A 16555-nucleotide genomic window follows, 5' to 3' on the forward strand; every position below is an offset into this window, starting at 1 on the left:
TGCAGGCACCTACACGTTCACCTAAAGAACCGCAGGTGGCCGCCGATACACTTGGTAACTGTGGCTTGCAGACAACTGGATTAAACTCGCGCACCGCTTATTCCCTGAAGGAGCTTTCATCGTGCAACTTTCATTCGGCCAGAAGTTACTGGTTGCTGTCGGCGTTCTGATCGCCGTCATCATGGCTGTATTTACCTTTACTTCTGATCGTCAGATTCAGAAAACCACAAACACGTATGTGTTTGCCATGTTAGATGGGGCCATTGAGCAAAGCACCGCTAGCATTGCGGGCTGGCTGAATACCCGTCTGGATATGACCAGTGCAACGGCGAAGGGTCTGACTAGCATCGAAACAGAAGAGCAGGCGCGCCTGCTGCTGAACACGATGACGGAAGGCGGGAACGCAAAAGATGTTTACGTAGGCACCACGGATGGCCGGATGATGATGCGGTCTTTGGCATCAGAGCAGGGCTTGGGTGCCAGCTTTGATCCGAGGGAGCGCCCCTGGTTCAAGCAGGCGCGCGCGGAAGGCAGAGCATCCTTCACTGGCATCTATCAGGACGCGCAAACTGGCGAGACTTTGATCTCGGCCATCGCACCGGTGTCTTCCGGGAATTTTGAAGGCGTGGCCGGCATGGATATCAGCCTCAATGTGATCCAGGATCTGCTGGCTGCTATCACTCTGGGTGACGCTGGCTACGCCATGTTAATGGACGGTGACGGAACCATCCTGTTTCATCCTGATGAGTCTCTGATCGGTAAGTCTGCACGAGATTTCCTGGGCTATGCGCCCGCAAAAGATGGCACTCCCAAGCGATACGAACAGGACGGCACCGAGTGGAGTGTCGCGTTCTTTCCGATTTCTGATGCCCGGGGTGTGGATTGGTACATTGGTTCAGTGGTGAACTGGGACCAAATCACCCAGCCGGTTGTAGACGCCCGAATCACCAGTCTGGCCATTGCCATCGTTGGCTTGATCCTGGCGCTCATCATCCTGCACTTCAGCATTCGTGCATTGATGGCACCGGTACGCAGGTTGAACGATGCCATGGCCGATATCGCATCCGGCGATGCCGACCTTACCCAGCGCCTTGATGACAGTGGCAGTGACGAATTCGGCTTGCTTGCAAGCAACTTCAATACGTTTGTATCCAACATCCAGCAGGTTGTTAGTGAAGTGAAAGAAGGCAGCGAAGAGTTGTCTCAGAATGTGACCTCGCTGCGACAAACCTCCAGCAACAGTCGCAACAGCGTGGAAGGGCAGCAAGGCGAAATCAACATGGTGGCTACCGCCATTAACGAGATGTCTGCCGCGGCGAATGAAATTGCCCAGAGCGCACAGCAGACGGCGGAAGCGGCCGAACAGGCTGACCATGAAAGCCTTGGTTCCCGGGAAACCGTAGCGGCCTCCCGGGACGCAGTGCAGAAATTATCCCACGAGATTACGGCAGCGGCTGAGGTCATCGATAAGCTCGGTCAGGATGTTTCTTCGATCACTACGGTTCTTGAAGTGATCCAAGGCATTGCCGAGCAAACCAACCTGCTTGCGTTGAACGCTGCCATTGAGGCGGCCCGTGCCGGCGAAGCAGGGCGTGGATTCGCGGTGGTTGCGGATGAAGTGCGCAATCTTGCTCAGCGCACCCGTGCTTCCACAGAGGAAATTAACAACATGATCGAGCGCCTTCAGACCGGTGCCAACGATGCGGTTGATGTGATGAAAGCCTCTACCGCGGTATCCAATGTGAGTATGGAAAAAGCTCAGGATGCGATGGAGTCATTGAACCGGATAGCTGAAGCCATTACGTCAATCAGTCAGATGACCTCGCAGATTGCAACCGCATCAGAAGAGCAAACGTCTGTTACCGAAGAGCTGAATGCGTCGATCACGCGCATTGCCGAGCAAGGCCAGTCGGCGGCGGAAGCTACCAGCGAAAACGATGTGTACAGCAGCCATATTGAACGCATCGGGCATACCCTGAACGACAGAGTGAGCCGATTTAAAGTCGATTAATGGGACGAATGAACGGGCAGGCCAAGGATGGCTTTCCGCAGGGTCAATGATCGTCGGTCAGGTAGTCAATCCGCCGTTTCAGGTTGTCGAGAATCCGCCTGGCGACATACTCGGAATCGTCCGTCAGGAGAGGGTTTTCCAAAGCGATCACCGTTCGTCGGTTAAGATCCAGACGGGCTACGCTCTCTCCAAATGATTGTTTCAGATAGGTCGCAAATGTGCCGTCTTTGATGGCACGCTCCAGCCCAAGCTGTAATCTGTGGGCCGTTTCGTGATCCTCTGGCGACACGAACAAATACGAAGGCATCGGATAAGCCAAAAGCAGTGTTGGTTCAACAACGAGCCCCTTCGCATCCTCACGCTCCAGTTCAAACATCACTTCGCTGATGCCTCTTGCGAAACATTCGAATCTTTGATTCTGGAGCATGCCGAAAAGAATTTCATACCGGGTATGTGTGATCACCCTGACACCGTTGCTCCTGAGAATAGGCGTGTCTGGCCAGTGAGCGCCTTGGCCAATGCGAATATGACGCGAGTAGAGGTCTGCGATATTGGTGATACCTTGAAATTTTCTGAGATTCTCAGGTAACACCAAGCAGACTCGAAACCCCAGAAGGCCGCCATCGACGGGAACCGGGATGTGGTTGAGAGCATTTTCCCGTTCAGGTGAGGTGGCTACGTTGGCAATATCGACCAGTTTGGAGTTATTGCTGGCAAGCTCACGGAGTGCTCGCCCTTGGCTTAATTCCTCGCTCCGGATCAGCCGGAAGCTGCCGTATTCCGGCGTTTTTCGGAATGCCAGGTCAACCAGCGTATGAATGGCAGGGTTGTCGTAATTTCGATACCAGAGAATGTAATCTTTGGATTCAGCCGAAACGGCCAACTCCGGGGCGAGTTGAAAGCTAAGCAAAACGGATAGAAAACCCAATAACCTTCGTGATTTAAGCCGTTGGGTCCTGATGAGAGGGGGCAAGCTTAAAGTCCTTCTTTGAGCCGAAACACAGCCACACAGCCAATGACCGCTTGAAAGATTAGCGTATTTAGCGTGATTTGCACGAAATTTACGTGATAATTCACGAAGTTTCTTGAACCCATGCAACAGTATTGCAATCATTCTCGCCTTAATACTTAGAGGAGCCACACCATGGCGGTTATTGATAAGCTTATAGGCACTGCAGGGCAGTGGGTTGGACATACCGATGCAAATGCGACCTTGTTGCAGCCATTGGAGTGGATTAAAAAAACCGGCAGTTATACCGCGATCAATCGCATTGTCGGCATGGCCATTCCGTTTACCACTCGCAATGGTTTCTCGGTACAGGAAGTTCGCCCGGGCTATGTGCGAGCGAAGGTGAAGCTGAAGGGCAACAAAAATCACTTCGGCAGCCTGTACGCGGGTGCATACTTTTTGGTGGCTGAAATTCCGGGTGGGATTTTGGCGTTGTTTGATCTGGGCCCTGCCTACACCCCGATCCTGAAAAGCATGACGCTGGAATTTCTACAGCCTGCCGATTCGGATGTAGAAGTGGAATTTACCCTGCCGGAAGAAACCGTTGCTGCGGTATTGGCAGATGCCGACGCCACCGGGCGAGGAAAGTTCACTCTGGAAGGTGTTCTGAGAGACAAAGACGGCAACCACGTAGCCACGTCTTACGCCCAATACCGGGTGCGAAAGAAGGGTTTCAAGCCTCAGGCCTGAGCAATCTCGCGCAGCGTTTGCAGGAAAATGTCACCGTATTTTTCCAGCTTCGCTGCGCCGACTCCGCTAACCTCTGCCAGCTCTTCCAGAGAGGTTGGCCGTCGCTCCAGCATGTCGAACAAGGTGGTGTCGTGGAAGATCACGTAGGGCGGCACACCTTGTTTGTCCGCCAGCTCTTTTCGGCAGGCTCGCAGGGCATCCCAGCCCGCCTGGTCGGTAATTTGGTCTTTTACACTGGTGCCGCTGCGCTTGGATGAACCGGAGCCGGCGACTTTTTTCACCACCGGATCTTTACGTAATTCAATTTTCTGCTGGCCCTTCAACAACGGCCGACAGAGCTCTGTTAACTGAAGCGCGCCGTACCCCTCTGGATCTGCCCGCAGGTAACCGTTGGCGACCAATTGCCGAAAAACCGATTTCCATTCATTGGCGGATAACTCAGTACCAATCCCGAAGGTTGAGATGGCTTGATGGCCTGCCTGCTGGATGCGCTCGTTACTGGAGCCTCGCAGCACGTCAATCAGATAGGTAACGCCGTATCGTTGACCGGTCCGGAACACGCAAGACAATGCTTTCTGGACTGCTACAGTGCCGTCCCAGGTTTCAGGGGGCGTCAGGCAGGTGTCACAATTCCCGCAGGGCGTTTCTAGAGTATCCCCGAAGTAGCGAAGCAATACCTGGCGGCGACACTGGGTGACTTCGCAGAGCCCGAGCATGGCATCCAGTTTTTGGCGTTCAACCCGTTTGAACTGATCGTTGCCTTGGGACGTTTCCAGCATTTGGCGCAGCTTGATCACGTCTTGCAAGCCGTACACCATCCAAGCGGTGGAGGGCTTACCATCACGACCCGCGCGGCCGGTTTCCTGATAGTAGGCTTCCAGACTTTTCGGCAAATCAAGATGCGCGACAAATCTCACATCGGGTTTGTCGATGCCCATACCGAAGGCTATGGTTGCCACCACGATCACGCCATCTTCGCGCAGAAAGCGCTCCTGATTCCGCGCACGTTCTTCGTCGGACAAACCGGCATGGTAGGGCAGAGCGGTGTAGCCTTTGTCGGACAGCAGCTTGGCAGTCGCGTCTACTTTGTTACGTGAAAGGCAGTAAACGATGCCACAATCACCTTGATGCTCTGCTTTGATAAACTCCAATAACTGTTTGTTTGCATTCGTTTTTGGAGTGATACGGTATTGAATGTTCGGTCGATCAAAGCCGCTGACGAAATGCCTGGCGTTGGTGAGGGAGAGACGTTCGGCGATTTCTTTGCGCGTGCGCTCGTCTGCTGTGGCCGTCAGTGCGATGCGGGGTACGCCGGGGAATTCCTCGGCCAACATGCTGAGCTGCAGGTAATCCGAGCGGAAATCATGCCCCCATTGAGACACGCAGTGAGCTTCATCAATGGCAAACATCGAAAGCGATGCGTTGTGCAGCAACTCGATAATCCGAGGCTGAATCAAGCGTTCGGGCGCGCAATAAAGAAGATCGAGTTCGCCGGTCATTAATGCGTATTCGGTGGCGCGCGCTTGTTCGAAATCCATCGAAGAGTTCAGGAAGGCGGCCTTCACGCCCAATTCACGCAGGGCGTTCACCTGATCCTGCATCAAGGCTATCAGCGGGGAAATTACAATGGCAGTACCGGTACGCACCAGTGCCGGCACCTGATAGCAAAGCGATTTGCCACCGCCCGTGGGCATCAGTACCAATGCATCGCCGCCGTTAATCACTTCCCGAACGATATCCCCCTGCAAAGGGCGGAAGCTTTCGTAGCCAAAAACCTCATGCAGCACCTGTTCCGGGCTCTTTTCAGAAACCGATGGGCGCTCTTTGGCTAATTGCTCGAAGTCATGATCGTGGTACATGATAGGCGCTGGCCTTTGGACAGGGTAAATTTCAGGCTGGGAATGATACCAGATATAGGTGCCTGAAGGATGTCCAAGGCGTTTAGGTGGAGGAAAACCGGCCATAGACCGGCTACAATATCGCACCGTTCAAAAAACCAATTAACATCCGCGAACAACAACAGGGCCCGCATGCAGGAATTTGACTCAATTCGACCTTACTCGGACGAAGAAACGGCTCCCACTATCCAGCGTCTGGTTAATGATCCTGAATTCCTGAATATGATCGGCCGTTTCCAGTCGCCACGTTTGGCGGCCTGGGCTCCGGCGCCTTTACGCTTCTATATTCGCCGCTGGTTGTTGAAACGCTTTGGTCACATCAAGACCGTGGATGATCTTCAAATGAGCGTGTCGGGCTATGTGGGTGAGCTGGTGGAGAACACCACATTGAAAGTCACTCACAGTGGTCTCGAGAATCTGAGCAAAACCAATGCTCATTTGTTCATCTCGAACCACCGCGACATTGTGTTTGATCCGATGATCGTGAACTACTTGTTGTTCCAGAACGGATTCCAGACCACTCGGATAGCCATTGGCGACAACCTGCTGTCCAACCGTGTGTTCGCGGAAATGATGAAGCTCAACAAGAGCTTTTTGGTTCGCAGAAATATCACCAGTCCCCGGGAAATGCGCGACGCGTATTTAACCCTGTCCGGGTTTATCAATCACAGTATCGACACCAATCACAGTGTATGGATTGCCCAGCGTGAGGGCCGTGCGAAAGACGGCATCGATGCCACAGACCCGGCCATCATCAAGATGTTCTACATGAGCAAGAAAAAGTCTGGCCTGGGATTCGATGAGGCGCTGAGCCGTTTGCACATCGTGCCGGTGTCTATTTCCTACGAATACGACCCCTGCGATGTCGATAAGGCCAGGGAGTTGGAGATTCGCGACCGTACCGGCGAATACCAGAAGGCAGAGGGTGAAGATTCCGAGCAGATTATGAAGGGGCTTACGGGGCCCAAAGGGCATGTTCATGTGCATTTCGGAGCACCTATATCCAAAGCACCGAACACGCCGAAAGAATTGGCCGCCCATATTGACCATGAAATGCACGCAAACTACCACTTGCATGCATCCAATCTGGCGGCGTACGAAATGCGCAATCTACAGGTTGAAACACCGGAAACGGCGAACCGCTTAGGCATTGATGCAATTGCAGCGGGCGCTTATTCGAATGAAGAGCGGGAAGAGGCCAAAGCCGAAATCACCAGGCGCCTTGAGGCCTGCGATGCGGCTGGCAGGAAGTACTTGCTGGATATGTATGCCAACCCGGTGGTTAACGCGCTGGCTGCACGCCGGCATTCAGAAAGCACGGAGGCGGCTTCTGATTGATTGAATAACGGGCGCGGTGAATCAGCCGCGCCAGAACCCCGGTGACAATACAATCACCACGCTTAGAATTTCCAGCCGCCCCATCAGCATACCTACCGCCAGAATCCATTTCGCTGCTTCTGGCAGCGGCGCGAACGTTCCTGCAGGGCCGATGATGTCGCCCAGGCCTGGGCCGACGTTGGTCAGCGAGGTCAAAGCGCCAGACAGCGAGGTAATGAAATCCAGTTGCAATGATGCCAGCAGCACGGTGATTAGCAGCAAGCAGAGCAGGAACATAAAGGTATAGGCGATCATCGACGAGATGATTTCGTCACTGACGGATCGGCCGTTGTAGTTTCGGGTGAACACCGCCCGCGGATGCAAAAGCCTCAGCAGCTGTTCCCGAAGAACCATCAAAGACAGCTGAAATCGGAAAATTTTCATCCCGCCTGCGGTTGAGCCGGAACACCCGCCTACGAACATCAGGAAGAAAAACAGTACGAACGCTAAGGGCCCCCAAGCGGAATAATCCTCCGAGGCATAACCGGAAGTACTGATCACCGACGTTACGTTAAACAGCACGGAAATGTAGTTGTGCAGCGGGTCAAAATAATCCTCTGCCACCCACCAGCGGTAGAGTGTCAATAGCGCAGGAATCGTCAGCAAAATGGTCAGGAACAGTCGCACTTGCTGATCCCGGAAGAGGGCAAAGTGCTGGCCATGCATTTCCCGAACAAACAGGAAGAACGGCAGGCTGCCAAGGATCATGAAAAAAGTGGCTTCTGCCAGAATCAGATCGTTGAACTTGCCCATCGAGAAATCAGAGGTTGAAAACCCGCCGGTCGCGATACTGGTTAAACCGTGGTTAAAGGCATCAAATAACGACATGCCTGATGCCCAATAGGTGAGCACAGCAACCGTAGTAAACACCACGTAGACAATCAGCAGGCCCCGGCTCAGGGTTTTCATGCGGGGAAGTGCTTTGTCTGTCCACTCGGAGGATTCGGTTGCGAATAGGCGCATTCCGCCGACACGCAGGAATGGCAACACCGCAACGAACATGCCGATGATACCAATGCCGCCCAGCCATTGAAGGATTGAGCGCCAGAGCAGCAAATCTTTATCGAAATCGTCCAGCCCGGTTATTACCGTTGCACCCGTTGTGGTAATTCCGGAGGTGCCTTCAAAAAAGGCATCGGCGAGCGAAAGCCCGTTGTCGCTGAAGTAAAAGGGCACTGCGGACAATGCTGAAATAATGAACCAGCTGGAGACGGTCAGCACGAACATGTAACGAGGCTTCAGGTCTCTTGAGCGGTGACGGGTACAGAGAACACCGATCACCCCGAGCAAAAACACCAGGGCCGCTGATTCTGCGAAGGCAGTGGCGTTGGGCGCACCCTCGGGTGTAAAAAACAGCAAAGCAACCGGTAACGTCATGAATACACTGAGCAGTATAAACATGATGCTAACGATTAGAATGACAGGACTAAGGTTTCTCAAGAGACGCCCAAAACAGCTAACAGTGAGATGCGGAAGGATACCCCCCGTTCCGGGTAACCGCAAGGAAGCAGGGCGTTGCGGTGGGCATTAACGGAAAATTAAAAGACGTTAAATTTCCTTTTCTGCTATGGCCATATTCGTTTTGATCGTCCAAGTTAAAAGAAGAAGCAAAACAACTCTGTTCATGCTGAGGAGAACGCTGATGACTATTAGAAAAAATCTACTGATTGCATCTATCGCTACTGCTGGTTTCGCAATGGCGGGTACGGCATCAGCTGCGGACATGTATAAGTCTGGAGTTGGGGCTCTCTATGCAGGTTTGAATTACACATTTATGAACCTGGACTTTGACGGTGAAGACGCAGATGTAGGCACGCTATCCGGTAAAGTTGGGGTAATGGCTAACGAATATGTTGGCTTTGAGGCGCGCGCAGGCTTTGGCGTGAACGATGATGACATTGGTGGAGTGGCAGACGTAGAGGTAGATAATTTCTTTGGTGGCTACGCAACCTTCAACATGGTCAACGAAAGCCCCGTCACGCCATACGCTGTGATCGGTTTCACCAGAGCTGAACTCGAAGTAGACACTGCCTTTGGGTCAGACTCGGACGACGATTCTGATTTCTCCTACGGCGCCGGCATCAACTTCGAAATGGCCCAGAACGTATCGGGTAACCTTGAATACATGCGTTACTACGATGATGACGACGTAACCGTAGACGGTATTGGTCTGGGTGTTCAGTTCAACTTCTAAGCCGCCCGCTCTAATCTGAATGCCCGTGAGCTCAAAGCCCACGGGCATTTTTCGTTAAGCCAGTATGAAACGCCCTAGAAGTAACACCCCAACATAGCCCATCGAATAAGCCAGAATCAGGTGCACGGCATAGCGCATGTAGGCACCGAAGGTCAGACCGTCGATTTTGCTCATGGCGACAATGCCGGCGGCAGAACCAATCACCAGCAGCGAACCACCGACACCAACCGCGTACGTTAGCCCCATCCACTCAGCCGGGCTCATATCGATGCCTGCTTTCAGCAAGGCAGCGGTTAACGGTACGTTATCGATCACCGCAGAGAAAATGCCCATCAGATAGTTGGCGTATATCGGCGGTAGTACATCGTATATGGCAACCAAAGAATCCAGAGCGTGTATTTCCTTGAGCATGCCAACCAGCAACAAGATGCCGAGGAAGAACAGTAAGGTTTCGAATTCGATGACTCGAATGTATTCAAGGATCGGGTCCAGATCGTTGTCGTCGCTCATGAAGCGGGATACCAGGAACATGATCGAAAGACCGAACAAAAAGGTGAGTACCGGAGGTACGCTGAACAGCGCATTTACGGTGATTGTCCCGATAATGGTGACCAAGAAAAGCCCGGCAATCACCGCGTCTACGGTTCGAACGTCAGTGGTGCTTCCTTTCAACTCTACCGTGCCATCCAGACCGCGGGACAGCAGCACAGCCATTATGAACACCGTGATAGAGGCTGGAATCGCCAGTGTAAGCAGTGTCAGAATCTCAACTTTCTCGGCCAGGAATATCATTAACGTGGTGACATCGCCGGTGATCAGCGAAACCCCGCCTGAGTTAACCGAAAAAACAATTAAAACAACGAATTGCAGGCGCTTCTTAAGCTCTAGGTTTAATGAAAGAATCAGCGAGCACGAGACCAGGGTGGCAGTAATGTTGTCTGCCAAAGAGGAAAACAGAAAGCAGAACAGGCCGGTCAAAAACAGCAAACGCCGTTCGGTAACGTGCCGGGGCATGATCAAATAGATCATGTTTTCGATCATGCCTTTTTTGTTCAGGTAAGCAACAAACGTCATAGCCGCAACCAGAAACAGCCATAGCCCGGCAATCTCGGCAATACTTTCCGACAAACCCGCACTTACAACGGCGGTTTCGTCTGTGCTGCCACTGAACCAAAACAGCAGCATCCAGCTCAAGGTTCCAAAAAACAGGGTCGTTTTTGCCTTGTTAACGTGGATGATTTCTTCAAAGATAACGCCAAGCAGCGCGAGTATGGCTAGCGTGATGAGTGTGATATCTAAAGCGGTCATAAGGCTAGGGCGCCTGATACTAGTTGTCGAAAGGTGGCCTGCGACAGCCCGAACGGGCGAAATTTTATACCTTTGATGGTGAGCAAGCTATCACTTAAGGGTGCAAACTTGATTTATGTTGAAGCGATTTTCGGGGTTTTGAAAGCAGCGGCATAGCCTGAACAAAATGGCCGGCCATTCGCTTCAGAAGTTACCGTTGTTTCGACCCTGAAAACCCGCTGTATCAACGATTCGGTAATAACCTCGGCCGGGCTGCCCACGGCCTGCAATTCGCCGTTGGCCATGATCGCGATATGGTCTGCAAATTGCGCGGCCTGATTTAAGTCGTGTAGCGACATAACAACGGTTAACCCGTGTTCACGGTTCAGCTTGGCTAGCAGCTCCAATACCTCTAGCTGATAACCCCAATCGAGAAACGTGGTGGGTTCATCGAGCAACAGAATACTGGTCTCCTGTGCCAACGCCATGGCAATCCACACCCGTTGCTGCTGGCCGCCCGAGAGTGCCTCCACCGGCCGATCAGCCAGTTCGGCTACGCCAGTCATCGTCATTGAATCATGAGCGATTCGATTATCCTCGGTCTGATTCTTTTGCCACCATTTGCGATGGGGAAAACGACCTAAAGTCACCAGATCTTTCACCAGAATGCCATCCGGAACGATGGGTTTTTGCGGCAACATGGCGAGGCGTAACGCCAGTCGTTGGCGGTCCCATTCGTCGATTGGCTGGCCGTCCAGCAATACGCGTCCCGAACGGGCGGACAGCAAACCAGCGAAACTTTTGAGTAAGGTGCTTTTCCCCGACCCATTGGGCCCGAGTAAGCAGGTGATCGCCCCTTCAGGAATCGCCAGCGACACATTATTTACAACCGGAGTTGCGCCATAAGCTAATGATAAATTCTCAGTTTGTATCATGGTGTCTCAGGATTGCCGTGATAACAGATAAAGAAAGAAAGGCACGCCCAGAATCGCGGAGACGACGCCTACGGGTACTTCATAGGGGGAAAACAACGTTCGCCCGAGCACATCGGCACCCACCGTAAGTAAAGCTCCGAGTACCACGCATAGCAGCAGTTGTGCCGAAAGGCGGGGCCCGGCGAGCTTGCGGCTAATATGGGGAATCAATAGCCCGATGAAACCAACGGGGCCGGCAACGCCAACGGCGCTGGCTGCCATTAGAGTGGCAATCAACAGCGCAAACGCTCGCCAGCGATTAAGCGGCAAGCCAAGCGTCTGTACATGCTGCTCGTCCAGCTGCATCACCTTCAGTGGCCCCAGCAACAGACCAACTCCGGCCAGACCCGCAATTGTCCAGGGCAGCAATGAAGCCAGATGCCCCCATTTTGCGCCATACAGCGAGCCGGCCAACCATTGCGCAACCAACTCGGTGTGTGCATGCCCCCAAAAGGCCAGGGCCCCGGTGGTCAGTGCGTGCAGCATACCGGCAATGACGGCACCGGTTAACGTCATCTTGAGAGGAGACAGTCGGCCATTGCTCAAACCCAGAGAATACACCGCCACAGCGGCAACCAAACCACCGGTCATTGCGAAAAGGGGCAAATAGTCTAATGCTGGTGAAGCGTTGTTATACGGATTTCCGCTGGAAAACACCCAGTCTCCAACGATGAAGGCAATCACCGCCACCAGACTGGCACCGGCTGAAATGCCTAGAATACCCGGTTCCGCCAATGGGTTTCGGCTGAGCAGCTGCAACAACCAACCGGAGAGCGCAAAATGAACACCAATCAATAGCCCCACCAGTGTTCTTGGCAATCGTATATCGAAAACAACCCGGTGAGCGTGTTCAGTGCTGTCGCCCGTGAACACGGCCCATACTTGCGGCCACGAAAGATCGACGGCTCCGGTCTGAATCCCGGTCGCCACTGCCAAAAACAGCCCGACCACACCCAATATCAGGCCTGAAGCCACGCGGCTGGAAGGTTGCAGTGCGGTTTCGGTTGCCATCGCTCTATGCGCTCCGGACTGATGTTTTGGTATTCAGCAAGTAGATTAGCCACGGGGCGCCAATCAGAGCCGTCAACATACCCACGGGCAATTCCTGGGGGAACGCGAGCTGTCGTGCGAGTATGTCAGCGGATAGTAAAAGCAGGGCACCAAGGAGTGCGGTTAGAGGCAACCAGTGTTTGATCTCACTGCCGATCATTCGCCTGGCAATGTGCGGTGCCACCAGCCCGATGAAGACAATAGGGCCGGTAAACGCCACGAGCGCGGCGGCAATGAGTAGCGACAGCAGCAAGAAAATTAGGCGCCAGCGCCCGACAGCCAAACCCATTGCGAGTGCAAGGTCGTCGTCGAGCTGAAGTAATTTAAACGGGCGGTGCATGGCCAACAGTGCGGCCATGGGTAACACGAGCCAAGGCAACACCAATTCCAACTGAACCCAGCCGCGCCCCATCAAACTCCCGGCCAGCCAATAATACAGCTCGGCGGCCTCCGCACCCGATACCAATAACAAACCTGTCGTAACGGCAGTCGCCAGGGATGTAACGGCGATGCCCGCGAGCACAACGCGCTCGGGTTGCAGCTGGCGCCTGCCGGAGATCACGAAGGTAAGAGCGCCGCCAAGAAAGCCTCCGGCAAGCGCCATTAACGGAAGCCAGAACGCATCGGGATTCGCCAGTGTTCTAAGGGAAACCACCGCCAGTGCCGCAGATGCAATTACGCCGGTCAGGCCGGGAGACGCGAGCGGGTTGCGGGTAACCCCTTGCATGACAGCGCCGGCCATACCAAGCGCTGCACCACCTAGTATGCCGAGGAGGTTTCGGGGGAGCCGCAGCTCCATAACACTGACTTTCGTCAGTATATCGCCTCCACCGCTCAGCACGGTCCACAAAGAGGAAGGCGACACCCATCGGGAACCGGCCATTAAGCCCAGTACAAACAAAACCGCCAGTATCAAAAACGCGGTTCCGTAAGCTCTATAGAGTGGCACGTTGGGGTGGTTAGCCATTAGATTTCTGGACTGTTTTCAGGGTTGTTAAGTAGTAATCGCTCGATGTCATCAAGAATACGCTCCCGAGCGATCGGGCCTGCACCTTCTTTCCAGTAGTGCGGGACTTCAAGCACCCGGTCATTCTGAACGGCTTTCAAGTATGGCCAGACCGGATTCATCGTAAAGGCACGCTGCCGACTCGTCGGTAGCATCAGGATGATGTCTGGATCGAGCTCTAGCAACGCCTCCAGACTGATCCGATAACCTAGCGGAATTCCCTCTTCGGGATTTTTCAGTGCGCCGCCAACGCTATTGAAGCCGAGTTTTTCCAGCAGCGCGGTCGCCAGGAAATGATCGTAGTAGATGAAAGGGGTTTCGCTGCCACTGGTTAGTAAGGCAATGGTTTTAGTGGGCTTTCCTTTTCTAAGTGCCGAAAGCTCATCAATCCTGTTCAGGAAGTGCGCATTTAACTTACTAGCTTTCTCATGCGCTCCCAATGCCTGCCCCGCCAATTCGACTGCCCGAAGACTGTCTGATAACGAGATGAGATCCAGAGCGAGTAGGGGAGCGATGGATTCAATATGCGCTCCATCTTTCTCGGTATAACGCCGAATGGCAATAACCAGATCTGGTGAAAGCTTTGACAGTATTTCCAGATTGGGCTGATGCCGAGGCCCCACAGTTGGGACCCCTTTCAGCTGATCGGACAAATAGTCCGGCACACCTTGAAGCCCATAATCCGTCACCGCGACCGGCACGACTCCAAGGGCCAACGACACATCCGCCCCGAAGGTTGAAATCGCGGCCGGCTGGGTTGCCGCTGCCGATAGCTGCAGGGTGGCCCCGCGGTCATCGGTCAGCTCTATACTCTGGTCGCTCGCCAAAACGGCCGGCACAACCAGAGCAAAGAGTATGGCTATTGCCAGATTCCGGAAATCAAACATCAGAAATCAAGCTGAGCTTCAAGAACAAAGCTTCGGCCAGGCTGCGGCACGCGCCCAACCGGGCTAACGTCTACGCCACGGAAGTAATAATCTTCATCCAACAAGTTGTTGACCGCTAAGCCGAGGTTCAGCACGTTGCCGCTACCCATCGCGAAATCGCGACCAACGCGCGCATTGACCAGATGGTAGTGCGGAAGCTTTCCGGCGCTGCCGTTGTCGGTTTCCTGTTCGGTGTTGTCAGCATCGCTGTAGCTTGAGCTAACGTACACCCAGTTCACGCGGGCATCCCACGCTTGGTAGTTATAGACTGCATCCGCGCTCACTTTGTGACGAGGCGCGTTGGGCAGCTCATTGCCTTTGTTGTCGCCGGTGAGCTGTTCGGTATCCAGGAAGGTGTAACCAAGCCCGAGCTCCCAGGCGCTGTTCAGATACAAACGGTTCGACAGTTCGATCCCCTGATGACGGGTTTCGCCCAGGTTTTCGTACCGGCTATTGGCGCGATTGAACTGAATCTGATCTTCGTAGTCGATTCGGAATAGCGTCGCTGAAGATAGAAGGTCCGGCGTCACCTGAAGGCGAGCGCCCAGCTCGTGGTTCCACGCGGTTTCGTTAGCGACTTCGCCTTCGCGGGTGGTTTGGGCGATCTGTACGGGTACGAGTGAACGCTGGCTGTTGGCGAATACGAATAGGTCATCCGATGCTTGCAGGCCAACGGTCAGCCCCGGCAACCATTCTTCAGCATTGTTTTCTTCTGTTTGGTCGTTGAGGTTGTCTCGAAAATCCATGGCAACATCTTCGTAACGAATACCAGGTGTTACGGTCAGGCGGTCATCCAGGAAGGACACGGTGTCGCTGAGGTAAAACGCCATGGCACGGGTGTCCAAGTGCCAGTCGCGCGCAACATTCCGCTCGTTGGTTGCGAGAGTAAGCCGATTTACGTCGAATTCAACATCTTCACTAACGAAACGCGCGCCAACGGTAATGTCGTGACGGCCGTGCTTGATCGCCAGTCTGGGCTCGGTGCTGTAGACCGTGAACAAGCGCGGTGAATCGGCAACAAGCGTGGATTCGTCCGCCGGATCTGCCCAGTGGCCGCCATTGCTGAAGTTCTGACCAAAGAAGAACGTACGATCGGCATCGTGGACGAAATTGCGCCATTGAAACTCAACGTTGTCGGATGGCGTGTAGGTCCAGGTAAAGGTTGCACGGGTCATGTCGGCTTCGTAGCCATCATGGGGGCGCTGACTTTGCGTGCGGTCGTCTTTATAGGCTTTTGGAGAGAGGGCACCAGGCAGGTCGGCTTCTACCCGATAATACTGAAGTTGTGATGCCAGTTCGTGCTGATCATTCAGGTAATAACGCGCATCCAGAATCAGATTGTCTACTTCAGTATCAGAGTGGTCGCGGAAGCCGTCGCCACGTTGGATGTTAGCCTGAAGCTGCAAATCGAGGTTGTCGGTTGCTCGTCCACCGATGCGGTAATAAGTGTCGGTGAACACATTGCCGGTGTCTTCGGCAATGGTGATCCGCTCGCGCAATGTTTGAGTGGTTTCTGCAGGAATGGGCTTAGTCACCATGTTGACCACGCCGCCCACGTTATTCGGGCCATAATGCACCGAAGCGCCGCCCCGCACGATGTCTACCACCTCAAGACTGGGGAGCGTGACTGGAAACAGCGAAACACCCACGTTGCTGTAGGGGCCAATGGCGATAGGGTAGCCATCGACCAGCAGCTGCAACCGCTCGCTTCTCAGTGGGTTCAAACCCCGAACGCCAATGTTCGGCAAAACACCCGTGCCCGTTTCGTCCAGCACCGTCAGGCCCGCTACGGGACGGAGCGCGTCTTCAAGGTTCAATGCGCCAGAATTCTGCAAACGGTCCTTTTCAACAACGGTGCGGGAACCAGTGTACGTTTTCTCGGATTCTTTAGTTGGAGCCCCCAACCAATCCGCGGTGACGGTTAATCCTGGAAGCAGGGTAGAGTTGTTGGCCGGGTCTTGAGCCATTGCTGGCGCAGCACCGATTGCCACAAAGGACATAGGTATGAGTGAGATGGCAACGGCCAATGGGTGGCGATTTAGCGGCTTTTTAGCTTCTCGTTTTGACATGGGGGCTCCAGCACTTCAGGGAAAGAAGATGCGCATTATACTGAGAAGCGTTCTCATTACAATC

General features: G+C 53.7%; 13 protein-coding genes. 4 read left to right on the plus strand and 9 right to left on the minus strand.

Annotated elements, in window-relative coordinates:
* Positions 1-121 precede the first annotated feature (121 nt).
* A complete protein-coding gene (locus JAO79_RS10080; RefSeq protein ID WP_199007121.1) occupies positions 122-2011 on the plus strand; it encodes a methyl-accepting chemotaxis protein in 1890 nt (629 codons plus the stop codon).
* Positions 2012-2054: 43 nt separating this feature from the next.
* Here the strand turns inward: JAO79_RS10080 and JAO79_RS10085 are convergent, their stop codons facing one another.
* Positions 2055-2921, minus strand: coding sequence for a hypothetical protein (locus tag JAO79_RS10085; protein ID WP_227664489.1), 867 nt, complete (start codon positions 2919-2921; stop codon positions 2055-2057).
* Positions 2922-3155: 234 nt separating this feature from the next.
* Here JAO79_RS10085 and JAO79_RS10090 point away from each other — a divergent pair, with 234 nt between their 5' ends.
* A complete protein-coding gene (locus tag JAO79_RS10090) occupies positions 3156-3710 on the plus strand; it encodes a YiiD C-terminal domain-containing protein (RefSeq protein WP_199007122.1) in 555 nt (184 codons plus the stop codon).
* Here the strand turns inward: JAO79_RS10090 and recQ are convergent.
* Positions 3701-5569, minus strand: a complete 1869-nt coding sequence (gene recQ / locus JAO79_RS10095; RefSeq protein ID WP_199007123.1) for a DNA helicase RecQ — start codon at positions 5567-5569, stop codon at positions 3701-3703. The genes JAO79_RS10090 and recQ overlap by 10 nt on opposite strands.
* 171 nt (positions 5570-5740) lie before the next feature.
* Here recQ and JAO79_RS10100 point away from each other — a divergent pair, with 171 nt between their 5' ends.
* A complete protein-coding gene (locus JAO79_RS10100) occupies positions 5741-6946 on the plus strand; it encodes a 1-acyl-sn-glycerol-3-phosphate acyltransferase (protein WP_199007124.1) in 1206 nt (401 codons plus the stop codon).
* A gap of 21 nt (positions 6947-6967) precedes the next feature.
* Here the strand turns inward: JAO79_RS10100 and JAO79_RS10105 are convergent, their stop codons facing one another.
* Positions 6968-8386 carry a TrkH family potassium uptake protein gene (locus JAO79_RS10105; RefSeq protein ID WP_199007125.1) on the minus strand — a complete coding sequence of 473 codons (1419 nt, stop codon included), beginning with the start codon at positions 8384-8386 and terminating at the stop codon, positions 6968-6970.
* A gap of 241 nt (positions 8387-8627) precedes the next feature.
* On the opposite strand from JAO79_RS10105, the gene JAO79_RS10110 reads away from it, so the two are divergent.
* Positions 8628-9179 carry a porin family protein gene (locus JAO79_RS10110; protein WP_199007126.1) on the plus strand — a complete coding sequence of 184 codons (552 nt, stop codon included), beginning with the start codon at positions 8628-8630 and terminating at the stop codon, positions 9177-9179.
* 54 nt (positions 9180-9233) lie between these two features.
* On the opposite strand, the gene nhaD is transcribed toward JAO79_RS10110, so the two are convergent.
* From nhaD to JAO79_RS10140, 6 genes are all read right to left on the minus strand, one after another.
* On the minus strand, positions 9234-10487 hold the full coding sequence (nhaD, locus tag JAO79_RS10115; RefSeq protein ID WP_199007127.1) for a sodium:proton antiporter NhaD: 1254 nt from the start codon (positions 10485-10487) through the stop codon (positions 9234-9236).
* 113 nt (positions 10488-10600) lie between these two features.
* Positions 10601-11401, minus strand: a complete 801-nt coding sequence (locus JAO79_RS10120) for an ABC transporter ATP-binding protein (RefSeq protein ID WP_199007128.1) — start codon at positions 11399-11401, stop codon at positions 10601-10603.
* 6 nt (positions 11402-11407) lie between these two features.
* Positions 11408-12451, minus strand: coding sequence for a FecCD family ABC transporter permease (locus JAO79_RS10125; protein WP_199007129.1), 1044 nt, complete (start codon positions 12449-12451; stop codon positions 11408-11410).
* A gap of 4 nt (positions 12452-12455) precedes the next feature.
* Entirely contained in the window at positions 12456-13457 is a 1002-nt protein-coding gene (locus JAO79_RS10130) for a FecCD family ABC transporter permease (RefSeq protein WP_199007130.1), read from the minus strand.
* On the minus strand, positions 13457-14383 hold the full coding sequence (locus JAO79_RS10135; protein ID WP_227664491.1) for an ABC transporter substrate-binding protein: 927 nt from the start codon (positions 14381-14383) through the stop codon (positions 13457-13459). The genes JAO79_RS10130 and JAO79_RS10135 overlap by 1 nt, the downstream gene beginning before the upstream one ends.
* Positions 14383-16389 (minus strand): TonB-dependent receptor family protein, encoded by a 2007-nt coding sequence (locus JAO79_RS10140; protein ID WP_227664492.1) that lies wholly within the window; start codon positions 16387-16389, stop codon positions 14383-14385. Before JAO79_RS10140 ends, JAO79_RS10135 begins: the two co-directional genes overlap by 1 nt.
* Between the last annotated feature and the right edge of the window lie 166 nt (positions 16390-16555).

The organism is Marinobacter litoralis, from assembly GCF_016427555.1.
In the GTDB taxonomy this organism is placed as follows: domain Bacteria; phylum Pseudomonadota; class Gammaproteobacteria; order Pseudomonadales; family Oleiphilaceae; genus Marinobacter; species Marinobacter litoralis_A.